20 protein-coding genes and 2 pseudogenes are annotated in these 26,402 nt (G+C 43.9%); 6 read left to right on the top strand and 16 right to left on the bottom strand.

Going from position 1 to position 26,402, the window contains the following annotated elements; genetic code table 11:
* Nucleotides 1-371 (bottom strand): annotated as a pseudogene (locus A1019T_RS02180) (RNA-guided endonuclease InsQ/TnpB family protein); the annotation flags it as partial.
* A gap of 130 nt (nt 372-501) precedes the next feature.
* Here A1019T_RS02180 and A1019T_RS02175 point away from each other — a divergent pair.
* Nucleotides 502-1,311, top strand: coding sequence for an SPOR domain-containing protein (locus A1019T_RS02175; protein ID WP_077450222.1), 810 nt, complete (start codon nt 502-504; stop codon nt 1,309-1,311).
* Nucleotides 1,312-1,345: 34 nt separating this feature from the next.
* On the top strand, nt 1,346-2,104 hold the full coding sequence (locus A1019T_RS02170) for an IclR family transcriptional regulator (protein ID WP_077450221.1): 759 nt from the start codon (nt 1,346-1,348) through the stop codon (nt 2,102-2,104).
* 102 nt (nt 2,105-2,206) lie between these two features.
* Here A1019T_RS02170 and mmsB read toward each other — a convergent pair whose 3' ends face one another.
* From mmsB to rdgB, 13 genes are all read right to left on the bottom strand, one after another.
* Entirely contained in the window at nt 2,207-3,148 is a 942-nt protein-coding gene (gene mmsB / locus A1019T_RS02165) for a 3-hydroxyisobutyrate dehydrogenase (protein WP_077450220.1), read from the bottom strand.
* A gap of 66 nt (nt 3,149-3,214) precedes the next feature.
* Entirely contained in the window at nt 3,215-4,459 is a 1,245-nt protein-coding gene (locus A1019T_RS02160) for an enoyl-CoA hydratase/isomerase family protein (RefSeq protein ID WP_077450219.1), read from the bottom strand.
* A gap of 11 nt (nt 4,460-4,470) precedes the next feature.
* Entirely contained in the window at nt 4,471-5,253 is a 783-nt protein-coding gene (locus tag A1019T_RS02155) for an enoyl-CoA hydratase (RefSeq protein ID WP_077450218.1), read from the bottom strand.
* A 120-nt stretch (nt 5,254-5,373) separates the two neighbouring features.
* Entirely contained in the window at nt 5,374-6,540 is a 1,167-nt protein-coding gene (locus A1019T_RS02150) for an acyl-CoA dehydrogenase family protein (protein ID WP_077450217.1), read from the bottom strand.
* 101 nt (nt 6,541-6,641) lie between these two features.
* Complete coding sequence (locus A1019T_RS02145; protein WP_077450216.1) at nt 6,642-7,529, bottom strand: DMT family transporter; 888 nt, start codon at nt 7,527-7,529, stop codon at nt 6,642-6,644.
* A gap of 117 nt (nt 7,530-7,646) precedes the next feature.
* Entirely contained in the window at nt 7,647-9,134 is a 1,488-nt protein-coding gene (locus A1019T_RS02140; RefSeq protein ID WP_077450215.1) for a CoA-acylating methylmalonate-semialdehyde dehydrogenase, read from the bottom strand.
* Nucleotides 9,135-9,358: 224 nt separating this feature from the next.
* Nucleotides 9,359-11,371 (bottom strand): propionate--CoA ligase, encoded by a 2,013-nt coding sequence (locus tag A1019T_RS02135; protein WP_077450214.1) that lies wholly within the window; start codon nt 11,369-11,371, stop codon nt 9,359-9,361.
* A 261-nt stretch (nt 11,372-11,632) separates the two neighbouring features.
* The gene (locus A1019T_RS02130) at nt 11,633-12,757 is read right to left on the bottom strand and encodes an MFS transporter (protein ID WP_425271918.1); all 1,125 of its coding nucleotides are present in this window, start codon (nt 12,755-12,757) and stop codon (nt 11,633-11,635) included.
* Between the two features lie 277 nt (nt 12,758-13,034).
* Complete coding sequence (locus tag A1019T_RS02125; RefSeq protein WP_077450223.1) at nt 13,035-13,961, bottom strand: SDR family NAD(P)-dependent oxidoreductase; 927 nt, start codon at nt 13,959-13,961, stop codon at nt 13,035-13,037.
* Nucleotides 13,962-14,185: 224 nt separating this feature from the next.
* Nucleotides 14,186-15,463 carry an ATP-dependent protease ATP-binding subunit ClpX gene (gene clpX, locus A1019T_RS02120; protein ID WP_077450212.1) on the bottom strand — a complete coding sequence of 426 codons (1,278 nt, stop codon included), beginning with the start codon at nt 15,461-15,463 and terminating at the stop codon, nt 14,186-14,188.
* A 145-nt stretch (nt 15,464-15,608) separates the two neighbouring features.
* On the bottom strand, nt 15,609-16,235 hold the full coding sequence (clpP, locus tag A1019T_RS02115) for an ATP-dependent Clp endopeptidase proteolytic subunit ClpP (RefSeq protein WP_208608011.1): 627 nt from the start codon (nt 16,233-16,235) through the stop codon (nt 15,609-15,611).
* Between the two features lie 482 nt (nt 16,236-16,717).
* Entirely contained in the window at nt 16,718-18,055 is a 1,338-nt protein-coding gene (tig, locus tag A1019T_RS02110; RefSeq protein WP_077450210.1) for a trigger factor, read from the bottom strand.
* A gap of 491 nt (nt 18,056-18,546) precedes the next feature.
* The gene (rdgB, locus tag A1019T_RS02105; protein ID WP_077450209.1) at nt 18,547-19,182 is read right to left on the bottom strand and encodes an RdgB/HAM1 family non-canonical purine NTP pyrophosphatase; all 636 of its coding nucleotides are present in this window, start codon (nt 19,180-19,182) and stop codon (nt 18,547-18,549) included.
* Nucleotides 19,183-19,765: 583 nt separating this feature from the next.
* Between rdgB and A1019T_RS02100 the strand changes: the two genes are divergently transcribed.
* Nucleotides 19,766-20,395, top strand: coding sequence for a superoxide dismutase (locus tag A1019T_RS02100; protein ID WP_028859158.1), 630 nt, complete (start codon nt 19,766-19,768; stop codon nt 20,393-20,395).
* Nucleotides 20,396-20,494: 99 nt separating this feature from the next.
* Here A1019T_RS02100 and A1019T_RS02095 read toward each other — a convergent pair whose 3' ends face one another.
* A complete protein-coding gene (locus A1019T_RS02095) occupies nt 20,495-21,382 on the bottom strand; it encodes a DUF72 domain-containing protein (protein WP_077450208.1) in 888 nt (295 codons plus the stop codon).
* Between the two features lie 396 nt (nt 21,383-21,778).
* On the opposite strand from A1019T_RS02095, the gene hemA reads away from it, so the two are divergent.
* On the top strand, nt 21,779-23,140 hold the full coding sequence (gene hemA, locus A1019T_RS02090; protein WP_077450207.1) for a glutamyl-tRNA reductase: 1,362 nt from the start codon (nt 21,779-21,781) through the stop codon (nt 23,138-23,140).
* 97 nt (nt 23,141-23,237) lie between these two features.
* Here hemA and A1019T_RS02085 read toward each other — a convergent pair whose 3' ends face one another.
* Complete coding sequence (locus A1019T_RS02085) at nt 23,238-23,858, bottom strand: rhomboid family intramembrane serine protease (RefSeq protein ID WP_077450206.1); 621 nt, start codon at nt 23,856-23,858, stop codon at nt 23,238-23,240.
* A gap of 462 nt (nt 23,859-24,320) precedes the next feature.
* On the opposite strand from A1019T_RS02085, the gene A1019T_RS02080 reads away from it, so the two are divergent.
* Complete coding sequence (locus A1019T_RS02080; protein ID WP_077450205.1) at nt 24,321-25,925, top strand: OmpA family protein; 1,605 nt, start codon at nt 24,321-24,323, stop codon at nt 25,923-25,925.
* Nucleotides 25,926-26,205: 280 nt separating this feature from the next.
* Nucleotides 26,206-26,402 (top strand): annotated as a pseudogene (locus tag A1019T_RS02075) (RNA-guided endonuclease InsQ/TnpB family protein); the annotation flags it as partial.

Here is a 26,402-nt window from a genome sequence, read left to right as displayed (position 1 = left end):
AGTGCTTTCTTTCCCGTTTGTCTTGTGCTTAGATACGTGATAGCAGACTTTTTAAAAGGTATCCAGCCCAGTGTTTTGCGTTTTGCATCAGGACGGTTGCTGCGCCAGTTAAGTTTGGCTTTTTTAAATTGTTTTCGGGCCTTCGCGTGAGTCTCATTGATAGCTTGTAAGGTTTGACTGTGTAATCCTAAATACTCACCGCTACCTTTGGTATACTCACTTAAATCATAAGCACTAAAAAACTTACCAGTACGGTTTAAATGCTCAAAGCACAGCGCATTAACATAGTTCCACACGAAGTTTACTGAACCGCTTAGCTGATTCAGCTCTTTTATGTGCTTGTCTTTAATGCGTAGTTTGAGGGTTTTCATATACTTAGTATGCCGAGGTTAATTTCAACTTACAACCCTTTAAGTACTACTCACGACAGTATATGTCGCCTTATATCCACCCCCTGAAGTGGGTGGTTTTACGGCGATAGGTGATAAATGGAGAAAATTTATGTTAGCAAAAAGACCCAAAGGTAAAGGTACCGTAGAAAGACGCCAAAGCGGTGGGGCTGCAAGCTTACTGTGGATGTTCGTTGGTGCAGTGCTTACCGTCATGTGCGTATTGGTACTGTATCTATGGAATCCATTTGATATTGGCTCAGAAACTAAGGTCGAAAAGAGTACAGTAGAGCCGATTAATCAGCCAATGTCTGAAACCAATGACTTTGAGTTCTATGATTTGCTACCCGACCAAGAAATGATTAGCTTGCCGGATGAGGCCGTATTTATAGAAGATGAGCCTGCTGACAGTATCGGTGATTTACAGCCGGATGTGGTGCTAACTCAGCCAAATACAGAGCCTAGAGACAGTAGCGTTCGTGCTCCTGACAATTTTGATATCTCTGAAGAAAGAACCATTAGTCCGACCTCAAATCAGCAGGCGCCTAGCGGTGAGCAGGATATTGTCATTGTTGAGGAAGAAGGCACTTATGATGATCCAGCCGAGAGCAATCAAGGGGTGGCTAATCGAAGCAACAAGATCAATAGTGCCTCACAAACCGCTGCCAAGCCTGCGCCAGCAAAACCTAGCTATATCCTACAGATTAATAGCTTTAGCAGTGCAGAAGAAGCGGATAAGCGTCGGGCTCAAGTGCTAATGGCAGGGGTGGATGCTAATGTGGTAAAGAGCAAGATGGCTAATGGTCAGGTGGTTTATCAAGTAGTTTCCCCCACCATGAGCAATCGTCAAAATGTGGTTGCTGCCCAGCAAAGATTGCAAAATAACGGTATTGATTCTTTGGTCGTTGAGCAACGCCGTTAAACTACATAATTCTTAATCTCAAGGTGGGTTAACTATGGCAAAAGTTTCTTCTATTACTCGAGTATTGCAAATTATCGAAGCAGTGTCTTATGCAGCCAAGCCAATCACACCGCTGGAGCTGTCGCAACAACTTGATATCCCCAAACCAACAATTCATCGCCTGTTACAGCAGTTGATCGAAGAGGGGTTTGTCATGGTGGATATCACGGGTGGCATTGTCGCGGGACGCCGAGTACGCAATATGAGTGTCGAGTTGTGGCAGCAGCGTCAGTTTTACAGTGAGCGTCATGTTATCTTGCAGCGCCTAGTACGTGATGTAAAAGAGACTTGCGGGATTAGTGTGCCACACAATATGCACATGATTTATACCAATCGTGCAAAGACTGATTTGCCGTTACAGATTTACTTGCCAGTAGGTGCTAAGTCACCGATGTGGTGTACGGCAACGGGTAAGCTTTATCTGAGCCAACTGTCGCCTGAAAGACGCAGTAAAATGCTACAAAACTTAAGCCTGGATAAGTTCACCAAAAATACCATCACGGATGTTGATAAGCTTAATAAAGCCTTAGATGCCATTGCTGAAACAGGGGTGGGTATCGATAATGAAGAGTTTATATCAGAGATGGTCGCTGTCTCAGTGCCTATTTTAGATAAAAAAGACCGCTACTTAGCTTCCTTATATATGCATGCCCCGACGGTACGGGTGTCGCTTGAGAATATGATGCAGTCGGTTCCTCGTTTGCGTGAAGCGGCCTTAGACATTCAAACTTTGGTTTATGAGCTGCAAAGTTAAAGCTGATTTAATTGAAATTAAGATATAACGAATAACAGTAAGCCCAAGTCAATTGACTTGGGCTTATTGTTATTCATTCATTTTTTTAAACGCCTCAGCCACCTAAGATTGGTTAAGCACGCTGCTATCAAAATGAGCCATGATACTCGAGAAGTCTTTTTCGTTGTGCTGTTTGACATGCTCATCATACAGAGCTGTGGCTTGAGCGCCCATAGGGACTTCAACGCCAATATCTTCAGCAGCTTGCAAAGCCAAATGCAAGTCTTTGTGCATGTGTTGACTCATAAAGCCACCGGTGTAACCACGGCTTGAAGGCACTTGCTCCAAGATACCAGGGTAGGGGTTATAAACCTCTAACGTCCAGTTACGTCCTGAGCTTTGTAGCATAATCTCTGATAGAACCCCTGCATCTAAGCCATTTTTAACCCCAAGGTTAATGGCTTCAGCGGTGCCACTCATCAAGATACCCAGCAGCATATTGTTGCAGATCTTAGCAACCTGTCCCGCGCCACTGCTGCCGGCATGAAATATGTTTTTGCCCATGGCCTTTAAAATAGGTTCGGCTCGATTAAAAGCACTGTCTTCACCACCTACGATAAAGGTAAGGGTGCCTGCTTCTGCACCCGCTGTACCGCCGGAAACTGGCGCATCAACGATATCAATGCCCTTAGCTGTGGCGATTTTAGCCACTTTTCTAGCTTCTGCTGCATCAATGGTGGAGCTGTCAATGACAAGAGTGCCACTTGGTAAGTCTGACAATAGTCCTTGCGACGTTAGCTCATTGGCTTCAGCGTCTCCTAAATACACCGTTTTGACATGTTTACTGGCAGGCAGCATGGTAATGACTACTTGAGCTCCTTTTACCGCTTCTTGAGGAGAGCTCGAGGTGTTTGCACCGGCATCAGCCAGTTGTTGCTGTGCTTGCTCGGATAGGTCAAAGACAGTCACGTTGTAGCCGTGTTTTAGCAAGTTTTTGGCCATAGGGCCGCCCATATTACCAAGACCAATAAAAGCTATATGGGTATTATTAGTTTTCTCTGTCATATCATCACTCCTTGATGAGTATAAGGGATAAGTTGTTTTTTATTTATAATATAAGCTAAGCGATAGCTAGCGGGTTAGAGATTGAGCAGCAAATGAGTCTAACCCCAACCAGTCTTCAAAGATGTGCTCACCAGCAGGGTAAGGATTATCAAAATGACTGGCTATATAACGACTGCCCTTGTCATCCAAACACGCCTCTAATGTACGGGACCAGTTCGGATTTTTATCTTTATCAATCAGTAGCGCCCGAACCCCTTCTTTAAAGTCTGGGTTATTGGCACAATGCACGGCCACATTGGCTTCTAGATACAGAATCTGCTCAAGCGAGTAGTCTTTAACTCGGTGATACAGCTCATAAGTCAGTGCAGCGGTTACTGGGCAACCGGCACGGTAGGTGGCCAAGGCACGCTGTGCCCACTTGTCTGCAGCAAACTCTGAATCAAGTTTGGCTAGTTCTTCATCATCCTGCAGTAGGGCATCAATCTCTTTTAGACCACCGCTAACCATCAGTTCTTTGATGGTTTGCCAATGCTCAGCCAGTTTGCTGGGGGCTAAGTCGACCGGCGTGTTTTGTGATAGCGTGGCTAGGCAATGGCTGGTTAGATGACTGGCCTTGGTGGTTAAGCCATGAGTTTTTGAGCCTGTCGCCCAGTCAACTTGGATCAAAGCTTGGATGACTTGTGGATAGCTGTCACTGGGTAGGGCATACTCGGCAAGACTGGCAAACTGAGCATCGTTGCCATTACATAAAGCGCCGGTTAATCCTAAAAACAAGCCAGTTTTCGCTGGCATACGCTGTAAGAACCAACTGCCAGAAGCGTCTGGAAATAAACCAATGCTAATCTCAGGCATCGCAAACTTAGTGGTCTCGGTCACAATACGGTGACTACAAGCGGCCATCAATCCCATGCCACCACCCATGATGATGCCATTACCCCATAAAATAAGGGGCTTATTATAAAAATGCATTTGGCGATACAAAGCGTATTCACTACTAAAGAAGTCTGTGGCGTAAGGATTGGGCAGCGGTGGGTTATCAAGCATGCTGTCATATAGCTTACGAATATCACCGCCGGCACAAAACGCTTTGTCGCCCGAGCCGCGTAGTAAAACCGCCACGACTTTGTCATCCTTTTGCCACTGCGTAAGCTGCTCGCTCATCAGCTGACACATATCAACACTCAAAGCGTTGAGCGACTTTGGAGAATTAAGGGTCATCTCACCAATCACATGCCCTGAGTCGGTAGTATGAGTGGCAAACAGTACAGAGGCTTCGGGGGAAGCCGTATTTGGTGTGGTGCTATTGCTCATATCGGTCGCCTCTATTTATTCTGCCAAGTAGGTTTACGCTTCTCTAAGAACGCATTGACCCCTTCAGTTTGATCCGCAGTATCAAACAGTTTGACGAAAGCTTCACGCTCGTTAATCAGGTTATAAGCAGGCGGGGTGTATCGAGATGATTGCACCAGCTGTTTCGATAAGGTTACAGCAACAGGGGATTGCTTAGCGACCTTTTGTGCCAATTCGGTAGCGACCGCTAAGCCCTGACCTTTTTCGACCACTTCTTCGACCAAGCCAATACGTAGGGCGGTGTCGGCGTCGACACGCTCACCACATAAAATCATGCGTTTCGCCCAGCCTTCACCGACCAGCCAAGGTAGGTTTTGAGTACCCCCAGCACAAGGCAGTAAGCCTACACCGGCTTCAGGCAGTGCCATTACCGCATGTGATTCAGCGATACGAATGTCACAAGCCAAAGCACACTCTAGGCCACCGCCCATGGCGTAGCCATTGATAGCCGCAATACTGACGCCACGGTAATTGGATAGCGCTTCGAAGGCTTCACCGAAGGCAATCGCCATTGAAATGGCATTGCCTTTATCGCCATTGGCAAAGGTGTTTAAATCCGCACCGGCTGAGAAAAACTTCTCGCCATCACCATGGATAACGAGCACATAGACCGAGTCGTTGTCATTTAAGTCAGTAACCAGCTGTTTAAGTGCAGCCAGACTGTCAGCGGTCCAAGTGTGGGCTGGCGGGTTATTTAGCGTTAGTGTGGCGACGTGACCCTCGATATTCAGATCTAAGTTGGTATAGTTTGTCATAGGTTTGCCTTCTATCATTCCGTGTTCTGAGCCATCCGTATTTTTAGCAGTGTTAGGTAAATTGCTTTATATAAGCTACTTTACATAAGCCGCTAGTGGCTCTAAAGGGTTTTGCTAAGTTTAACGTAAACTGTCCAACGCACCGTCACGCATCATGCTACGGGACACAATCACACGCATAATCTCGTTAGTGCCTTCTAAAATTTGATGCACCCGCAGATCTCGGACATGACGCTCAAGCGGATACTCATTCAGATAACCGTAGCCACCATGCAGTTGTAGCGCCTCATTAGCAACGGCAAAACTTAAATCAGTGGCTAGACGTTTGGCCATGGCGCAGTAAGTGGTAGCGTCATTGTGTTTGTTATCCACTTTATTAGCAGCCAGATACAGCATCTGACGGGCGGCAATGGTTTGAGTTAGCATATCGGCCAGTTTAAATTGCACCGATTGTAATTTAGCTATGGCACTACCAAACTGCTTGCGCTCTTGCACATAGTTTAGTGCTGTCTCTAATGCAGCTTGAGCAGTCCCTACGGCGCAAATACCGATATTGATACGGCCACCATCAAGCCCTTTCATGGCAAATTTAAAACCTTCACCTTCGCTGCCCAGTAGATTTCTGGCAGGTACTTTAACGTCTTTGAAATGGATGGTGCGGGTAGGCTGAGCTTTCCAGCCCATTTTATGCTCATTTTTTCCGTAGCTGATGCCTTCGCTATGCGCATCGACCACAAAAGCAGACACGCCTTTAGGGCCGGCCTTACCGGTGCGCGCCATAACCACTAAGATATCGGTTGAGCCAGCCCCTGAAATAAAGGTTTTCTCACCACTGAGTAGATAGTAGTCTTCGCCATCTTGCTTGACCGCTTTGGTAGTTAGCGAGCCTGCATCAGAGCCAGCATTGGGCTCGGTAAGACAGTAACTTGCAAGTAATTCGCCACTGACCAATTTGGGTACTATCTCAGCTCGGACTTCGTCTTTGGCATATTCGCCAATCATCCAAGTAACCATGTTATGAATACTGATATAGGCCGCAACTGCGGTATCGCCCCAAGCCAATTCTTCAAAAACAATAGCAGAGTCTAAACGAGGTAAGCCTAGGCCATCATAATGGGGGTTGGTATATAGGCCTAAAAAACCCAGTTCGCCTGTTTTTTTAATAACATCAACGGGGAAGTGACTGTCTCTATCCCACTGAGCAGCGTTAGGTTTTAATTCCTTTTTGGCGAATTGGCGCGCGGTTTGCTGATATGCCAATTGATCATCAGTTAATGTAAAGTCCATATTCTGTTATTCCTATATAAATCGACAGTCGTCTAAGTTTTAAAAGCTTTTCTTGTTTTTTGTTGTTGATTCAAGCAATTGTTTATATAAGCGCTTTGGGATTATTTAGCTCCTTGAGCAGAGGCGATAACCGCGCGCTGATCAAAATGTGCCACTAAAAATATAGAGACCGACACGAGCACAATACCTATTGCCTGAACCTTATAAATATGACCTTCCAAAAATATCAGAGACAGTACCAGGGCTGCAATCGGAATTAAATAAAACAACGTAGACACTTTACTAATGGAGAGCTGACGTATCAAAACATAAAGTAGGGTAACGCCCCCGATAGATACCCCAATCGCCATCCACAGCAGAGAAAATATAAACTCTGGTGTCCACATGACAAAATGTTCGCTATAAAACGGCCAGACCAACAAACACAGTAAGCAGGCTGCACAAGATTGTAAAAATCCGCCAAATACTAAGTGCATGTCAGCGCAATAATGCTTTTGGTAAACACTACCACAGGCCATTCCTAAAAGCCCCAATCCTGCCATTAAAAGTCCAATAACATTGGGCGTTTTTAGTCCCCAAAATACGATTAACAGCACTCCGAGTAACCCAATAATTAAACCAATCCACTGCGCTACCGACACTTTGACCTTGAAAAATATCTGAGCAAGTACACTGGCCAGTAGCGGCTGAAACGAGATAATGAGTGCGGTTGTCGAAGCGGATAATCCATAATCTATCGCTAAGAACACACCCAGTGAAAACAGTCCCAGAATCAGCATGCCAGCAATAAAGGTATGGATCAGGTCACTGCGAGTGACAGTGAGCTTGGGCTTAACAATTAAATAGACGATACCCAATATACTGGCGGTTATGGCAAATCGTAGTACCAAAAATGAAACCGGGTCTACGAAGGGGAGGCCATATTGAGTCGCAACAAAGCCCGACCCATACAAAAAAATGAATAAAAAGGAGGCAATCAGCCATTTCATTGTGTATAGCCTCCCTTGTGTAGCATTTATCCTTATAAGCCCTTAAGTCTTAATCGCTTCAGGGCTCTAATACCTTAAATCAGGTAGGCTATACACAGTAGCTTATGGTATTAATGACTACATTGAGATCGTGGTATTAACCTTGCCTTTACTGGCTTCATCATCAAACCAGCGTGCAGTTACAGTCTTGGTCTGGGTATAGAACTGTACTGCTTGCTTGCCGTAAGGACCTAAGTCGCCTAATTTGCTGGCACGTGAGCCTGAGAATGAGAACATAGGTAGAGGCACAGGAATCGGTAAGTTAATACCCACTTGACCCACATCAATCTCTTGCTGGAATTTATGAGCTGCAGCACCCGACTGCGTAAAGATTGCCGTACCATTGCCGTTCGGGTTGGCATTGATGATCTCAATGGCTTCATCAAGTGAGTCTGCACGCATGATGCACAGTACAGGACCAAAGATTTCTTGGCTGTAAATCTGCATATCTGTAGTCACATTATCAAAAATCGTTGGTCCTACAAAGTTGCCGTTTTCATAACCTTCAACGGTGATGCCGCGGCCGTCTAATAGTAAAGTAGCCCCTTCATCAACGCCAGATTGAATCAGACGCTCGACACGCTCTTTGGCTTGTGGGCTGATTAGAGGACCTAAATCTTTATCATCTTTACCTGCCGCAACCACTAGGCCTTCTGCTTTGGCTTTGATGTCCTCGACCCAAGCGCCTGCTTCGCCCACTAGGACCACTACCGATAAGGCCATACAGCGTTGACCGGCTGCGCCAAATGCAGCACCAGCCAACTGGTTTAAAGTTTGTTCTTTATTAGCATCGGGTAGGATTACTGCATGGTTCTTAGCGCCCATCATACACTGTACGCGTTTGCCGGCTTTGCTCGCACGGTCATAAACGTGATGACCAACATTGGTTGAGCCCACAAACGAAACCGCTTTAATATCGGGATGATCACAGATGGCATCTACTGTAGGTTTGCCACCATGGACCACGTTTAATACACCCTTAGGCACACCCGCTTCTAAGGCCAACTCTACTAAACGTAGGGTAACCATTGGGTCTTGCTCTGAAGGTTTTAAGATAAAGGTGTTGCCAGTGGCAATCGCCATGGGGAACATCCACAAAGGAATCATGGCAGGGAAGTTAAACGGAGTGATACCGGCACAAACCCCCAATGGCTGCCAGATACTATAGGTATCGACGCCATTAGCGACGTTTTCAACGAAATCGCCCATTTGTAGGTTGGCAATACCAGCCGCGTGCTCTACCACTTCTAGGCCACGGAATACATCACCACGAGCATCGGCAATGGTTTTGCCTTGTTCTGAGGTTAATAGCTCAGCCAGCTCATCCATGTGCTCACGGATAAGGGCTTGATAGGTTAAAAAGATACGGGCGCGGGTGTTGATAGGAGTTTTGCGCCAAGTCTTAAAAGCTTCTTTGGCGGCGGCCACAGCTTCGTTAATTTCATCATCTGTAGTTTGTGGCACTTTGGCGATAACTTGTTGGGTAGCGGGATCGGTTAAATCAATCCACTGTTCGGTTTTTGAATCAACAAATTCGCCATTGATGAGCTGTTTTACGTGGTGCATGAGATATCCTTATCTTCTTAATCTAATGAGGCATAAAAACGAGTCTTTATTCTGCCTATCGGTAAAATTCCTTTAATAATGATAAATAATGTATCATTATACCTTTTGATTACTATAGCAATGCAATTGGCAATCGGTCAAGAAAAAGTTGTTAAATATTGCGTATTTACCAAGAGCATTGCTTTTCTGTTTTTTATTTTCATAGGGGTACTACATCTATCCCCTTAATAGCTGTCTAAGGCTGCTTTCACCGCATCAATAGCGGTGGGATCTTCAAGTGTCGACATATCGCCGGTGTCCTTGCCCTCTGCTAAGGCGCGAATGGCGCGACGCAGGATCTTGCCAGAGCGGGTTTTGGGCAGTGCTTTAGGGAAGTAGATGGCTGCGGGTCTGGCCAGTGCCCCCAGAGACTTAGCAACCACACCTATGATTTGCTGCTCGACACGAAAACGGCCTTCGGTATCTTCAATAATAGAGGGGTCACGCAGGATACAAAACGCAATGGGTAGCTCGCCTTTAAGCTCATCCTTGATACCCACTACGCCGACTTCAGCCACTTCTGGGTGTTCACTAATGGCAGCCTCAATTTCTTGGGTGCCCAAACGATGGCCGGCCACATTAATGACATCGTCGGTACGACCTAAGATATGATAGTAGCCGTCTTCATCGATCATTGCATAGTCAGAGCTTGAATATTGCTTGCCATCAAATAGGTTGTAATAACTCTTGATAAATCGCTCATCATTGCGCCATACCGTGGTTAAACAGCCAGGGGGTAGGGGGGCTGCAATGGCAAGCAGTCCTTTCTCGCCAGGTTGGCAGGGCTCCCCGGTTTCTTCATGTAATACTTTGGCATCATAGCCGTACATCGGATAGCCTGGAGTGCCGGGTCTATGCTCTTTGTAATTAAACTTAGGCACATGGCTTAAGATGGGCCAGCCTGTCTCAGTCTGCCAGTAATGATCGATAATCGGTACTCCTAAATGTCCTGATAACCATTCACCTGTGGGCTCATCAAGAGGCTCACCGGCTAAGAAGAAGGATTTAACGCTGCTGGTGTCATAACGGGTTAGCCAGGTTTCATCTTGCTTCTTAAGCATACGCACGCCCGTTGGCGCGGTGAACAAAATATTGACCTTGTTGGCTTCCACAATACGCCACCAAATGCCTGGGTTTGGATTGTGCGGCAAGCCTTCGTACATAATACTTGTTAGACCAGTGAGTAGGGGAGCATAGATGGTGTAAGAGTGCCCCACAGCCCAGCCAATATCGGAGATTGCCCAAAAAGTCTCTCCCGGATTGCCGTCATAGATATAATCCATGGTGGTGGCCAACGCCACAGCATAACCGCCTGTATCACGTTGCACCCCTTTTGGCGTGCCGGTGGTGCCTGAGGTATATAATAAATATGACGGCTCATTGGACTCTAGCCAAACCGGCTCAACCACGGCGCGATTGTCACAGCTAATGCGTCGCTCAGTAGCGAAATCAATATCTCTCTCTTGAGGCTCAAAAGGTAAAATACCACGGTCAACTACTAAGACTTTTTCAGGCTTGTGCTTGGCTTGCTCAACACCTTGATTCACTAGATTTTTATAGTTAATAATTTTGCCGCCCCGTAGGCCGGCATCAACTGTAATCACCATTTTGGCTTCAGAGTCATCAATGCGCACTGCCAAGTTGTGGGCTGCAAAGCCGCCAAATACCACAGAGTGAATGGCCCCAATGCGAGCACAGGCTAGCATGGCGTAGGCGGCTTCCAAAATCATCGGCATATAGATAACAACGCGATCACCCTTACCAACGCCTAAGCGCTGAAGGACATCAGCTAAATAGTTCACTTCTTTATATAGGCGGTTGTAAGTTAAACGGCGCTTGGCATAATCGGTATAAAATTCAACATGGTTGTCGAGAGCTTTAAAGGCTTCTGCCACACCGGGATGATTGTCTAAAAGCTCTTGGTTAATCTCGGAGGACACCCAGACGAAGGCATCTTGTTCTGCCCGTGTCTCTAAATGGCGATCGACACAGTTATAACATAGGTTGGTTTTACCGCCGACAAACCATTTAGCAAAAGGCAGTTTACTGTCATCTAATATTTGCTCGGGCTTTTTGTGCCAATAGATACGCTCGGCTTGTTTTGCCCAAAAATCGTTTGGGCTATTAATAGAGCTGTTGTGAAGGTCTGAAAATGACTCGGTTGAAGTAGCGGTATAATTGCTATTGGAGTGATTCATGAGGCTGTCCTTAGCTATAAAAAGGGAGAATTGGGCCAAAAGTTAGCCCAATTGCTTATTAAACTAGCAGTCCTTGCTAGGGTTATATAAAGGGAATAATAAAAAAACTGATTATAAATTAAGTATAATCAGTGGTTTTTATTAACGATACAAAACATATCGTTTTATTAGTGTTTTAATCTAACAAAGTTGATCACTATTGGTCAACCTAATTATTAATCTCTGTGAGGAAATAATTAAGGCCACCTTGTATAAAGTGCTTTAAGCTCTTTGCATTGGCGTTTTTATCATACCAAAAGCGGCAATAAATAAGGCCAATATTTGGACCGCTATTAATAACATAACGGTGGTAGACCACTCGCCATAGGCGTAAGCCAGTCCACAAGCCCAAGCTCCAGCAGTGCCCCCCGCATAATACCCCATATAATATAGTCCCGATGCCAGAGAGCGGCCTTCACTGACATTGGTAGCAATATAACCTATGGTTGCCGACTGGGTAATAAATACGCCAGAGGACATGATGGATAAGCCGACAATGATTAACCATAGCGGTGAGGTTAAAGTGATTAGCACCCCCAACATAGAGAGTAATACCGCAACGATAATAGTGCGCGCCGAGCCAAAGCGTTGTATCAGCTTGGTGGCTAGAGGGGTGATCACTACCCCGATAAGATAAACCGCAAAGATATTGGCCAATTGACCGGTAGTTAGTTGATAAGGGGCTTGGGCCAGATGTAGGTTAATAAAGGTAAAGCAGCCCACCAATGAAAACAACACACAAAATCCAAGTAGAGTGGCAGAGACTACGTAACGATTGGTTAGATGACGCGATAGGGTGCCTAAGGCGGTCCGAAACTTGGGACTGGGCACAAAGTTTTGTGAGGCGGGCAAGGTCTTAGCTACCCATAAAGCCCCTGCTAAAGTAACCGCTGCCATCACGTAATATCCAGAGCGCCAGCCTATCCATTCGTGCAGATGTCCTAAAATAAAGCGGCCTAAAAACCCCCCAAGTACGGAGCCTGATACATAGTAGGCCATTAACTCTGCTATGGCACTGCCTTTAAACTCCTCGCCCAAATACGCGATGGTCACCACAGTAATGCCGGGTACTGATAGGCCTTGTAAGAAGCGCCAAACCGTCAGGGTATGTATGTCATCACTGCCTGCTATTAACGCCGTTGGTACTGCCAAAAATAGTAAGGCACCCACAATAAGCGATTTTCGGCCAATGGCGTCAGATAGCATACCCAAAAAAGGCGACATTAAAGCAACCGCCATCACAGTCGCCCCAACGGCCATCCCCACTTGTACCTCACTGGCATTAAAATCTTGCATTAATACCGGCAAGATTGACTGAATAGAATAGACTTGTAGGAATGCAAACATACCAATCAGCATGGCTGTAGCCTTAAGCACGAAGCTGGGCACAGTACTTGCGGTGTTGGTCACTGAAGAGGGTGGGGGCTGGGAAGAGGGCGAGCTGTTTTGCATAAAATGACCAGTTTATATTACAGTAGGACACCTCAAGCTATCGAAATGTCCTAGCTTAGGATAGAAGAGCTTAAGTTTTTGGTTAATTGTATAACTCTCTAATAAAGCAAACTATTGTTTTTGCGTATTTTTTGCATTGTTTGCATTAATAGAGAGTTATTTAAATAGGGAATTATTTAGCCGACGTCTTTCTAGCGGCGGCTTTTTTCTTTGATTTGGCTAGCCATCGTGTGGCTTTGTGCATCACTGGACCATAGTTAGAGGGAAAGACGCGCTGTATCAAATCAATTATTTTAGCATCATCGCCGATTAGGCAGCGGGCTTGATTGTTGGCTGCAGCCATCAAGATGATTTTCGCTGCCATATCGGGATCAAATTTAAGCAGTTTGTTAAAGTTTTTTAGGCCTTTAGCGCCGGTTGCCATGCCTAAAGTACCAATACTCTCATTACCGCGTGCATTATTGGCAATGTTGGTTTTAATCCCCCCAGGATGCACTGAAGTAATGGATACGCCGCTACGCTCTATATCCAGCTCTTGACGCAGGCTTTCGTTAAAGCCGCGAATGGCAAATTTACTGGCGTTATAGGCCGATTGTGCGGGCCGAGCAATCAGTCCAAAAAGACTGGAGATGTTGATAATATGACCATTTTGGGTTTTGTTGCTTTGCTGCACACTTTGTTTAATCAGCGGCAAAAAGGCCTTGGTGCCATACACCATGCCCCAGAAGTTAATTCTCATAACCCATTCAATCTCTTCAATACTTTCGCCTTCAACGGTGGAAGATAACGCCACACCGGCATTATTGAAAATAAAGTTCACCTGGCCATGTTGTTGCATAACTTGATCGGCCCATTTAAAAACCGCCTCTTTATCAGACACGTCCAGCACTTCAGCGGTAACTGTCACGCTATACTCTTTTAACAGCTGTTCGGTCTCTGCTAGATTTTCGGCATTGATGTCAGACAAGGCAAGGTGACAGCCAGCTTGGGCTAAGTTTAGCGCCAACGCGCGGCCTATGCCTGAGCCGGCACCGGTAATGGCGGCAACATGCCCAGCATAGAATTTAGTGAGTAGTGACTCATCGATATGGGGTGCCATAAGCGGAGTGATGGGCGACAAGCGCTGTATCAGTGGCTGGGTAAGCTGCTCTAATAAAGGGTGTTGAGGGAGGGTTAGGCGAATTGACATATTGCTGATCATCCATGAATTAAAAAAAGAAGGGATTAAATCTGTCTTTCATCATAAGCCAGTTGCTGCGCAGTGACAATAAAAAAACGCTTACCGGTAAGGTAAGCGTTTTTTTTGAAATATAACCGCCAAGCTTAAGCAATCTTAGGAGCCGCGCCCTCATTAATGACGCTTTCATCCACCACGACTGTTTTGGCATCACTCATAGAAGGCAGCTCATACATGGTATCAAGCAGCGCATTCTCTACAATTGAGCGCAGACCACGGGCACCGGTCTTACGCTCCATGGCTTTGTGAGCGATGGCCTTTAAGCCTTCCTCAGTAAAGGTTAGCTCAGCATTTTCCATTTCAAATAAATACTGATACTGCTTCACGATAGCATTTTTCGGCTCGGTTAGAATCTGCATTAAGGCATCTTCATCCAGCTCCTCTAAAGTCGCAATCACAGGCAGACGGCCAATTAATTCTGGAATTAAACCGAATTTAATCAAATCTTCTGGCTCAACTTGCTTAAACAGCTCAGACAACTGCTTGCCATCTTCTTTTGATTTCACTTCAGCGTTAAAACCAATGCCTGTTTTCTCAGTACGCTGCTGAATAACTTTATCTAGACCTGAGAAAGCACCACCGACAATAATCAAGATGTTGCTGGTATCTACTTGAATAAGCTCTTGGTTCGGATGCTTACGGCCACCATGGGGTGGAATAGCAGCAACAGTACCCTCAATCAGTTTAAGCAGCGCTTGCTGTACGCCTTCGCCCGATACATCACGGGTGATAGACATGTTCTCGCCTTTTTTACTGATTTTATCAATTTCGTCAACGTAGATAATGCCTTGTTCGGCCTTTTCTACATCATAATCGGCGGCTTGTAATAGCTTTTGTACGATGTTTTCTACGTCTTCACCGACATAGCCGGCTTCAGTTAGGGTAGTAGCATCCGCCATCGCAAAAGGCACATCTAGCATACGGGCTAAGGTTTGTGCCAGTAAAGTTTTACCTGAACCGGTGGGACCGATTAGCAAAATATTACTTTTTGACAGCTCAACCATGGCATCATCAGCGCCAATTTTGGCCTGTTTTCGGTCTTCAGCCAGTTTGGCGGCTACTTTTAGACGTTTGTAATGGTTATATACCGCAACCGATAAGGCTTTTTTTGCGGTCTCTTGACCAATAACATAGCTGTCTAAATGTTCGCGAATCTCTTTAGGGGTCGGTAGCTTTTTGGTTAACCAAGTATTCACCTCGCCTTCTTCTGAGTTGACAGCGTCCAGGTCACCCTCTTCAATTAAGTCTGTGCATAGCGCCACACATTCGTTACAGATATTGGCGTCATCAGCTGCGATGAGCTTTGCCACTTCGTCTTTCTTTTTACCACAAAATGAACACTGTGGTGTTTTGTCCTTTGCCATGCTTGGCGCTCCTTAATAATTGCATACTCTGCTATAGGTACAGGCTATCTTAGCCATTTAAGTTTACCCAGTAAGTGTTCCCATAGCAGAGCCATAAATTTGTGAATCGATAGCGTAAAGCTTTACTGCCTAAAGAGTAGGGTTGTTATTTTTCTTCTTCAGGACGACGCTCTAAGACTTCATCGACTAAGCCGTATTCTTTGGCTTCTTGGGCGTCTAGCCAGTAGTCACGCTCAACGTCTCTTTCGATTTTCTCTAATGGCTGGCCAGTACGTTCTGCCAAGATACGGTTTAGACGGTCACGGATTTTTAAGATCTCACGGGCATTAATTTCGATATCAGTGGCTTGACCTTGCGCACCACCTGAAGGCTGGTGAATCATCACTCGTGAGTTAGCAAGGGCATAACGTTTGCCTTTTTGGCCTGCAGCCAATAAGAATGAGCCCATGCTGTACGCGCCGCCCATACAAATAGTTGAGACGTCTGGTTTGATAAAGTTCATGGTATCAAACATGGCCAGGCCAGCACTTACTGAACCACCAGGAGAGTTGATGTATAGATGGATATCTTTATCAGGGTTCTCAGCTTCTAGGAACAGCATTTGAGCCACGATTAGGTTGGCCATGTTGTCTTCTACTTGACCGGTTAAAAAGATAACACGCTCGCGCAGTAGACGTGAATAGATGTCAAATGAACGTTCGCCACGCGCTGACTGTTCAACAACCATAGGTACTAAAGCCGCTTGAGGTACGCTTACTGTTGCGTCGCGCATGTCTCTTAATACCGCATCATGAGCCGCCACAAGCTGCTCAAAATGAGGGTTGTTTATGATACGTTCGATATCTTGTTGGGTGTTTGGGTGGTTCATAAATAATCCCTGTCTATTGGTCAATTTTACAATTTATAGTTAATAGTTTTAAGTTAGTGAAATAGGGGTGCAGCTTAATGTCATTATCATATGCTGACGGCACAGGCCTATGTTGTCTCTTTATATTTTGGGGTGCTCAGTAATAAATCAAGCATTAACCACACATTATCCTTGCTATCTTACTTTATGACAGACGATTAATACACCATTTTAGAGGCTATAAAGTGCAGATTGCTTTTAATAGAAAAGTCTAAACGCTCTGTTTAGACAAAAATGCCCTAACAATATTGTCAGGGCATTTTTTAATTAATAAGCTACTAAATCAAATTTACCTACTAAATCAAATCAACAGACTTAATTTAGCAAGTTTTAGGGCAAGCAATGAATTACATCATGCCTTGTTGCTGAGAAGCTAGAAGCTCTTGGTAACCTACTTCTTTGTCAGTTACTTTGCCTTGCTCAAGTAAGAAGTCAACCACTTGGTCTTCTAGAACCACTGACTCGATGTTAGCGCGCTGCTGAGCATCGTTGGTGTAGTATTCGATAACTTCAGCTGGATCTTCGTAGTTTTCAGCAGTTTCTTTGATGAAAGCTTCAACACGATCTTGGTCAACTTTAAGCTCGTTCTCTTCGATGACGCGTGATACTAGAACCCCAAGACGGGCAGCACGGATCGCTTGCTCTTCAAATAGCTCACGTGGCAACATGTCTTTGTCGATGCTGTTTGCGTTACCGCCAAACTGCTGAGCAAAACGCTGCATCATTAGGTTACGCTGACGATCTACTTCTTGATCAACCATGGCGCTCGGTACGTCAAATTCGTTTTTCTCAAGTAAAGCGTCAAAAGTTGCTTGCTTAACTTGGTTGCGAGCTGCGTTCTTAACTTCACGAGTCATGTTCTTACGAACGTCTTCTTTAAGCTGCTCTACGCCGCCTTCTTTAACGCCGAATAATTCTAAGAACTCTTCGTCGATTTCAGGAAGCTTGGCTTCTTCAACAGTTTTAACGTTGATTTTGAACTGAGCTTCTTTACCTGCTAAGTTTTCAGCTTGATACTCTTCTGGGAAAGTTACGTCGATGGTTTTTTCATCACCGGCTTTCATGCCAACGATACCATCTTCAAAACCTGGGATCATTTGACCGCTACCTAGCACAAGTTTGAAGTCTTCAGCTGCGCCGCCTTCAAATTTTTCACCGTCGATAGAGCCTTCAAAGTCGAAAGTTACTTGATCGCCTTCAGCGGCTTCCCCTTCTTTTTCAGCAAATTCTTGGCGCTGTTTGCGAAGGTTTTCAATCATAGTATCAACGTCTTCATCATTGATAGTTGCAGTGTGACGTTCTACTTCGATATCACTGATGCCTTCAACTTTGATTTCTGGGAACACTTCAACAGTGGCTTGATAAACTAAGAACTCGTCTTCAAGTTTTACGTCATCGATGTTTGGCATACCAACCGCACGTACGTTTTCAGCTTTGATAGCTTCAAATACTGTGTCACGAATTACGTCGTTGATAACTTCTTGTTGAATACCAGCACCATACTGCGCACGGATGTGTGAAACAGGCACTTTACCTTTACGGAAACCATCAATTTTGGCAGTTTTTGCCACATTGCGGATACGGCCTTCCACCTTGTTTTGAATTTGTTCAACAGGTACTTTAACTGTCAATTGTGTTTGGTTGTCATTTACCTTGTTGGTGGTAATCTGTAAATCTTTTGCCATGGTTATTAACCCTGTATGTTAATCGTTTGATTTTGATGATAAGCAATGCTCAAGTGATATCAGATAAATAAACTTGATATATCATCAATGAGAATCGCCAAGAATATAACGCTAAAACTGGTTTTTTGGTTGTAAAAAGCACAACCTTAAAGCCTATAAGCTAAATAGGATGGCTAACCCACAACCCAAACTATCGTCCATAATATATATGAGATGACTTTATATATCAGCGGAGCGACAATTAGGTATAAAAGAGCACCCTATTTAGCTTTTATTAGGTCTTTATCTTTATAAAGGCAGTCATTGCATCGGGCAGTTGCTAAGCTAGCAAAACTGTCATTTATGCAAAGTTTACTGCTATAAAATAATAAAAGTAGAACAGTATAGTCTATCAGCCAATTAAAGTAAAAATAAAGTAAAAATTACTCAATATGACGCTTTAGTTCGCGCTGTAAATCGCTTCAAAGGCAGAGAGTTATAACTGTCAAGCTCTATTGATTGGCCAGTTGTTGTAACAAGCTATTGATAGCTAGGCCACGGTGACTGATTTTGTTTTTTTGTTCAGCAGTCATGGCTGCAGCTGTGAGTTGTAGATCAGGCACCCAAAATAGAGGGTCATAGCCAAAGCCATTTTCACCTTGAGGTGCCTCTAAAATCTCACCTTGCCATAATCCTTGAGCAATAATAGGTAACGGGTCATCAGCATGACGTACCAAAGCCAGTACACAGACGAAATAGCCGGCAATAGGAGTGTTTGCTTGACGCAGGGGCTTTAGATCCGCAATGAGTTTGGCGTTGTTATTGGCATCGTTGCCATGCTCACCCGCGTAACGCGCTGAATAAATACCAGGCGCATTGCCTAAAGCAGGGACGCAAAGGCCTGAGTCATCGGCAATGGCGGGTAGGCCACTGATACGACTGGCATGACGCGCTTTAATAATGGCATTCTCAATGAAGCTAAGCCCATCTTCCACAGCATCGTCAATATTGAGCTCACCTTGCGGTACGATATCGATATTTAGATTGGCCGCATTAAATAAACGTTTGAACTCATTTAACTTTCCTTTGTTATTGCTGGCCAAGACCCACTGTGGGTTTGCAGTGTCTGAGTTGGGAGTAGCAGTCATATTAATGGTCCTTTAATTAAAAAACTGGCAATAATGAGAGTAGCGATTAATATTATTAATCATAGTAATTAAAAAATTAACTACGTGGCATAACATTCGGTAACTGAGTTAGCCCCCTGTCTTTGCTATACTATGTGACAAGATTTAGCAATTATAGTCTTTATTCGACAATTTCATACTGGCTTAACAAAGGTAGTATTAACTGTGGTTAGTAGCTTTCTCAATTAACTTGGGACAGCCGCTGAACAACTGCCAAGTTGTTTCGTAGAAAGTTGTCTCGTAAAACGGTAAAGAGTATGATTGTAACTATGCAAGAGCAAGGTTGGCTCTCTAGAGGAATAGAGAACAATGAGCTTGCATAGGTAATGGTATTTATATCAGATTTGCCTATATGGATTTGCTTGTTGTGAGCAAATAGTTATAAGCAAATATGAGCTAAAGCCATACCAATCAAGGATTTTTAATAACAATAAGCCACTTAGCCCGATGTTATATGCGCTTTAGCAGCAACATCCTAGCTCTTTAAATTCTAAATAAAAAAGTAGCTTAGAGCCGGGCTAACACAGCCAAAGGATAAAATAATATGTCAAACATTACTCTACCAGATCTTCCTTATGCAAAAGACGCACTTGAGCCACATATCAGTGCTGAAACTCTAGAATTCCACCATGACAAGCACCATGCAGCTTATGTAAACAAGCTAAATGAATTGCTACCAGGTTCTGGTCTAGAAGGTAAAAAATTAGACGAGATCATCACAGCAACTGCTAAAGATGACAGCAAACAAGGTATGTTCAACCAAGCTGCTCAAGTTTGGAACCACACCTTCTACTGGAACTGCATGACTCCAGACAATGGTGGTGGCGAACCTACTGGTGACCTAAAAGCAAAAATCGAAGAAGATTTCGGTTCATACGACAAGTTCCGTGAAGAGTTCAAAAACGCTGCAACTTCACAGTTCGGTTCAGGTTGGGCTTGGTTAGTAGCTGATTCTGTAGGCGGTAAACTGTCTATTATGAAAACTGCAAACGCTGATACGCCACTAGCACACGGTAAAGTAGCGGTTCTAACTTGTGACGTTTGGGAACACGCTTACTACATCGATTACCGTAACCGTCGTCCTGACTATGTAGATACTTTTCTAGACAAGTTAGTAAACTGGGACTACGCAAACGCTAAGTACAAAGGCCAAGACGCTGGTGTTGAAGAGTAATTAACTCAAAACTAATGCTAATGCGCTAAAGTCTTTGACTTAATGCAAAAAAAGGATGCCCTCGGGTATCCTTTTTTAATTTTAATTATTTATAAAGTTCTATAAAACTCTGAACTGTAAGTGCTCTAAAGCAGAGCGCAACATCTGGATATTATAATAGGCATGGGCCTTAGTTGAGTTTTGAAAAAATACATAAAGCTCATCGAAGTGTTGGCGCTGATTGGCAATGGCCTGAGCCCAGCTTTGCATCTCTTGTGGGGTATAGCGATAGTCATGACGTTCGCTTGCGGATAGAGCATTCCACCAGTTTAGGTTGTTACCATGCATTCGTAGATAGCCGGTACGCGTTTGCGGCTTCTGACCTTGGGTAAGGACCTGATTCTGACTGGTATTTTGGCCAGTACCTTGGGTAAATAATAATCTCGAATTAGGTAGACCATTGACTTGCGGGTAGTCAACACTGCACCATATAAGCCCAAACTGTTGAAAGCTGTGTTCTACTTGAGGGATGTGCCAGCTGGCATGTCGAAACTCAATAGCCAGAGGATAGTCACTAAACCAGTCAGCAAGTTTGGCCAGATACAGGCGATGGGATTGAGTTCTATCAAAGCCATGTGGGAACTGAATTAGCAAAGGTGCTAAGCAGTCTGCTTCAATTAAAGGTTGTAATGCCTCTATAAAAGCAGTGGCATGCTCGGCTGTGGCCTTTAAAGTATGGCTAAAATCTTGGTGCAGTTTAATAGCAAATTTAACCTTACCCTCAGATTTTCTGAGCATTCCCTCATAAGCTTTACGGCCCAGTGGGGCATAAAAGCTGCTATTAATCTCAACAGCGCCATAGTGCTTGGCGTACTCGGCCAAAAAGTCTGTTTTCTTAGTGCCAATTGGGTACAGCGTACCGATCATATCGGTATCGCTATATCCCCCGGTACCAAGATAAACAGTAGGGGTAAGGCCAGTGGAAGTGTTTGCGGTAGGAGTGATCATAAACGATAAGCTAAGCCAATTTCTATCGGCTGTCAAATGCCAGCTATTATTGGCTTATTTGTCGCCGCATTAGTAACTTGAGTCTTTAAAGCTACCTTAGATTCTAAAGTTATCTTAGACTTGAAGGCTATATCATATAGCATTCGTGAATGTATTGGCATTCAATGCTATAATTCTTTGTTTATGTCTTCAGTGATGCTTTCTTATATTACAAACCTTCCTGTAAGCCCAGTCGTTTACAGGCTCAGTTAGGTTTACTATTGATATAGGCCATTAAGCCCCTATCTATAAGCAGTAGCGAGTTATTACTATAGCTGTGCTATTTATAAGTACTTAATATTAGTCATAAGTACTTAATATGAGCGGTTTAACTTCAAATTAGTTGGTAGATTTTACATGAATCTCGTAGTCATCGGTGTGAACCATAAAACTGCCCCCGTCGCGCTGCGTGAACGGTTAGCATTTGTGGGCGGCGACATACAGGTGGCGCAAGCACAACTGCAATCTTCAACCGCAGGCAGCCTTATTATATCGACTTGTAATCGCACTGAAATTTATGCTTTAGCGCCCAATACACAAGCATTAGTATATCAAGTTCCCAGCGCAGACTCATCGGCTCCCCATTCACAAAACAGCCCTATCGAGCCTGTTACCACCGCCGAGCTGACAGAACAGCTGATTCACTGGTTGGCTGGCTTTAAGAGCTTACCCATTGAGCAGGTGCGTCCTTATTTATATGAGTATATTGATGGCCAAGCATTGACCCATTTGCTAAGGGTAGCCGCTGGGCTTGATTCTATGATATTGGGTGAGCCGCAGATTTTTGGTCAAATCAAACGCTCAGTGGCAGAAGCCAAAGAGTATGGCTATCTGACTAATCAATTAAGCTGGGTTATCGAGCAAATATATGCTGGGGCAAAAAGAGTGCGCAATGAGACAGGTGTCGGCACTCAAGCTATCTCCTTAGGGTATGCGGCCTCAAAGCTTGTTACCCAAATCTTCGATAAACCGCAAGATGCCACTTTTTTATTGGTAGCAGCTGGTGAGATGAACCGTTTAGTGGCTCAACATATTGCTGCGCTTGGTGTAAAAAGAATTCTAATCTGTAACCGTACCCCACAACGAGCTCAAGCCTTGGCACAAGAGCTGCAACGTCCCGGATTACAGATTGAAGTGCACGCCTTAAGTGAGCTGGATAATTTATTGTATCAAGCCGATATAGTCAGTAGCTGTAGCGGTAGTATGGACATGCTTATCGATAAGAATATGACCCAGCGAGCCCTGAAAAAACGTCGTTATAAGCCTATGCTAATGGTGGATCTGGCCGTGCCGAGAGACATTGATTCCAATGTAGGCAAGCTGGATGATGTGTACTTGTATTCCGTTGATGATCTGCAACATGTTATCGCCGGTAACCTAGAAAAGCGTCGTCAAGCTGCAGTTGAAGCCGAGCTTTTGGTCAGTCATTTGGTGGTTGAAATCGAGCGCCGTTTCCAAGTGCGCAAAGTGGGACAAGATATCTATGAGTATCGCAATACCAGCCAACAAAAAGCCAATATAGTATTGCAAGACATGCTGCATCAATTAAGGACTACAGACAGTAGCCCCGAGGAAATGATGATAGAGCTGACACGCCGCTTGACGCAAACCCTCTCTCATGCCCCTTCCTCCTTAATGCGGCGTGTGGCTCATGATGGAAATTCTGAGATGCTAGATGTGATAATAGAAGGGCTGAAAGAAGCTTATCGCAAAAAATAGCAGGCCATTGTCGTTGGTATAGCTGATGCAAGAAATAAAAAAGGAGTGCTTATAAGCACTCCTTTTTTATTAAAAACTTATTTACTAAGAGCTGTTATTAAAATGAGGGATGCATTAAGGCCGATAAAAAGTGGGGTAATACATTTGGAGATAATAAAATAGTTGCCAATACTCCGAAGCCGCCTCCCCATAAGTGGGCCAAATGATTGATATTCGAGTTGCCTTTTTTATTGGCATGAATGCTATACGCCACATAAGCGATAGCAAAGACGATGGCTGGGATCGGCACAACCCCAAACAGATATAACATATTCCAAGGGGCCATTAAAATAAACGAGAACAAGATGGCTGATACCCCGCCTGATGCGCCTAAGCTACGATAACGGGGGTCATTCTTATGTTGTAAATAACTGGGAATCATGGCCACGATAATGGCAGCTAAGTACACAGCCAAAAAGCCAAAGCCACCCAAGAACTGATTAAAGAATCCTTCTACTACTCGACCAAAGAAATACAAAGTGAACATGTTGAATAACAGGTGAGTGCTGTCAGCATGGATAAAGCCGTGGGTAATAAAACGATACCATTCCCCTTTATTAACTGCAGGCGGATAAAAGATAAGCTTGTCCATAAGCCCGTCTTTTTGCCAGGCCAATAAACTGATAATAACGGTGATAATAATAATTAAAGTAGTATGGCTGCTTAATAAACTGTTCAAGGTGAATCCTTACTGGAGAAAATGGGGTATTAAAAAATAGCTTGATAACTGGGTTGATAATTGGGCAAATGTTTGGGCTGATAGGGAGGTTAATATGAATGATTAGATTTTAGCTTAGCGTTGGAAACTAGGTTTCTAGCTATCCTATTAAATAATTACCTCATTAATATGACTAAATTATAGAGAAATATTTTATCAGTTTGTGACCAAATGATGACTCTGTAACAAGCCTTAACTGAGAATTTACCTGAATATAACGTACAAATCTTAGAGATAATGTATTGTAGTACACAAGTTTGGTAAATAAAAAAGCTTAACTTAATTAACTTGTCTCAAACCTCTACGACTTAATCGTATTCACTAGTCAAAAAATTAATTTAAAAAAATTAAAACTTAGTGAGAAAAGAGGGATGATTTATTTACATTTACCAGGCATTTTTTCACTATTTAGGAGAGTATTCAATGGATATCATTGGTCATTTAGCCCGTACCGTTACCCCTGCTGTTTTAGGGGACAATCATAACCCTCAAAACGAAAGCTTATTAAAACAGTTTTATGCTTTATTTGCCGCGAAACTTGCGGACAACGATAGTTATAATCGTCTTGGTACTCAAGAGATTAATCGTGAAGATTTAGGTCTATTTGATCGTTTATGGACCGATGAAGGCCAAAAAACAGAGATTGCTAATGAGTTAGCGGCTCATAATAATGTTGATATTATTTCTGTAAAAGGCCTATTGGCTTCTGCAGCTCCTTTGGCTTTTAATGAAATTAAAAGTTTAGCGGGCAGCACTCCAATCCCTCAGTTCCTACGTGAGGACTTAAGTTCTTTCCGTGACCATATCCCAGCTTGGGCTACTGCTGTATTGCCAGCAGGTTTGTTAGGTGCAGGTGTTGCCGGTGCAGCTAATGCGGCACATACTCACACCACTACTAATGCAGCTCATGCCAATACGGCTGGTCATCGCATTTCAGATACGACCAGTACTGCTCCTTTGCAGCGTGAAGAAAAAGAAAGTGGCGGTTTCTTAAAGGCATTGCTACCTATTATTGGTTTAATTATTTTAGCGGCTCTAGCGTGGGCACTATTAAAAGGTTGCCAAAAAGATCCAGCTCCAGTAGCCACTCCAGAGCAAACTATGCAGCAGCCTGCTGAAACTGCGGTAACAGGCAATACAGAGCTTGACCCTGCAGTATTAACACTAGCAACAGGCTCAGGTAATGAGTTATTTGCTTGTCGTATCACTGCCGGTAATGATGACCTAGGTAATACAGTTACCAATGCAGTGAAAGATGTGTTCGGTGCTGGTGCTGATGATTGTCGTGCTGAAGTTTATAGCAACGTTGCTACCGATATGCCTGCAGCAGCTCATTTAGGTGCCATTTTACCACTGGTTAAAAATACACCTAATGTTAACGTAATCATTGAAGGTAATGACGTACGTATTGATGCGCCAGACCAAGCTCAGCTTGATAAGCTAGTAGCCGATATTAAAGCAGCTGCTCCTGATCTTAACGTTATTGCAGCAGGTCCTCTAGATTTAGATGCTGAAATTGAGCAAAGTATTGCTGACTCAACTGCAGCAATGGATAACTTAGGCGACAACCCAAATCCTAAAGATGTGGCGCGTGCTTTAAGCCTACAAGTTATCAACTTCGCAGTAGATAAAGCGGATATCCCAGAAGCTAACAAAGCTGTACTAGACCGTGCAGTAGAAGTTATGAAAAATGTTCCAGAAATGGAATTAATGATTCTAGGTCATACCGATAGTGATGGTGACGACTCTTATAATAAAGAGTTATCACAACGCCGTGCAGAAGCAGTAAAAGCTTATTTAGTATCTAAAGGTGCTGATGCTTCTAAACTGATGACCAAAGGTATGGGTGAAACAGATCCTATCGCTACTAACGAAACTGACAATGGTAAGTTCCGTAACCGTCGTATTGAATTTACAGTATATGACGAAACTGCAATGGGTACTCAAGAAATTGAAGTAACTCAAGATGCAGCGAACGTAGCAGAAACGACTGATGTAGAAGTGGCTACAGAAGCTGAAGCTCAGTAATTAGCCTTTGACTTATAGAGTTATTGATGACCTGTATTAGCCAAAATTATTAGCTAAAAGCAGATCAAGTTAAGTACCTAGTTAAACTAAGTACTTCATCAAAAAAAAGACCGCCCTCAAAGGGCGGTCTTTTTTGGTTTTATGGATTTAAATATTAGACCTTTTATCACCAGTCGCCGTAAAACCACCCACTTCAGGGGGTGGATATAAGGCGACACACACTGTCGTAAGAAGTCGTTAAAGGGTTGTAAGTCAAAATTAAACTTGCCATACTAAAGGCATGAAAACCCTCAAGCTACGCATTAAAGACAAACACATAAAAGAGCTGAATCGTCTAAGCGGTTCGGTGAACTTCGTGTGGAACTATATTAATGCGCTAAGTTTTGAGCATCTAAAACGTACTGGTAAGTTTTTTAGTGCTTATGATTTAAGCCAATACACCAAAGGAAGCGGTGAGTATTTAGGCTTGCACAGTCA

It is taken from the genome of Psychrobacter piechaudii (assembly GCF_900162825.1).
Lineage (GTDB): Bacteria > Pseudomonadota > Gammaproteobacteria > Pseudomonadales > Moraxellaceae > Psychrobacter > Psychrobacter piechaudii.
Note: the sequence above shows the minus strand (reverse complement) of the source record. Positions and strands in the feature narration are given on the sequence as shown.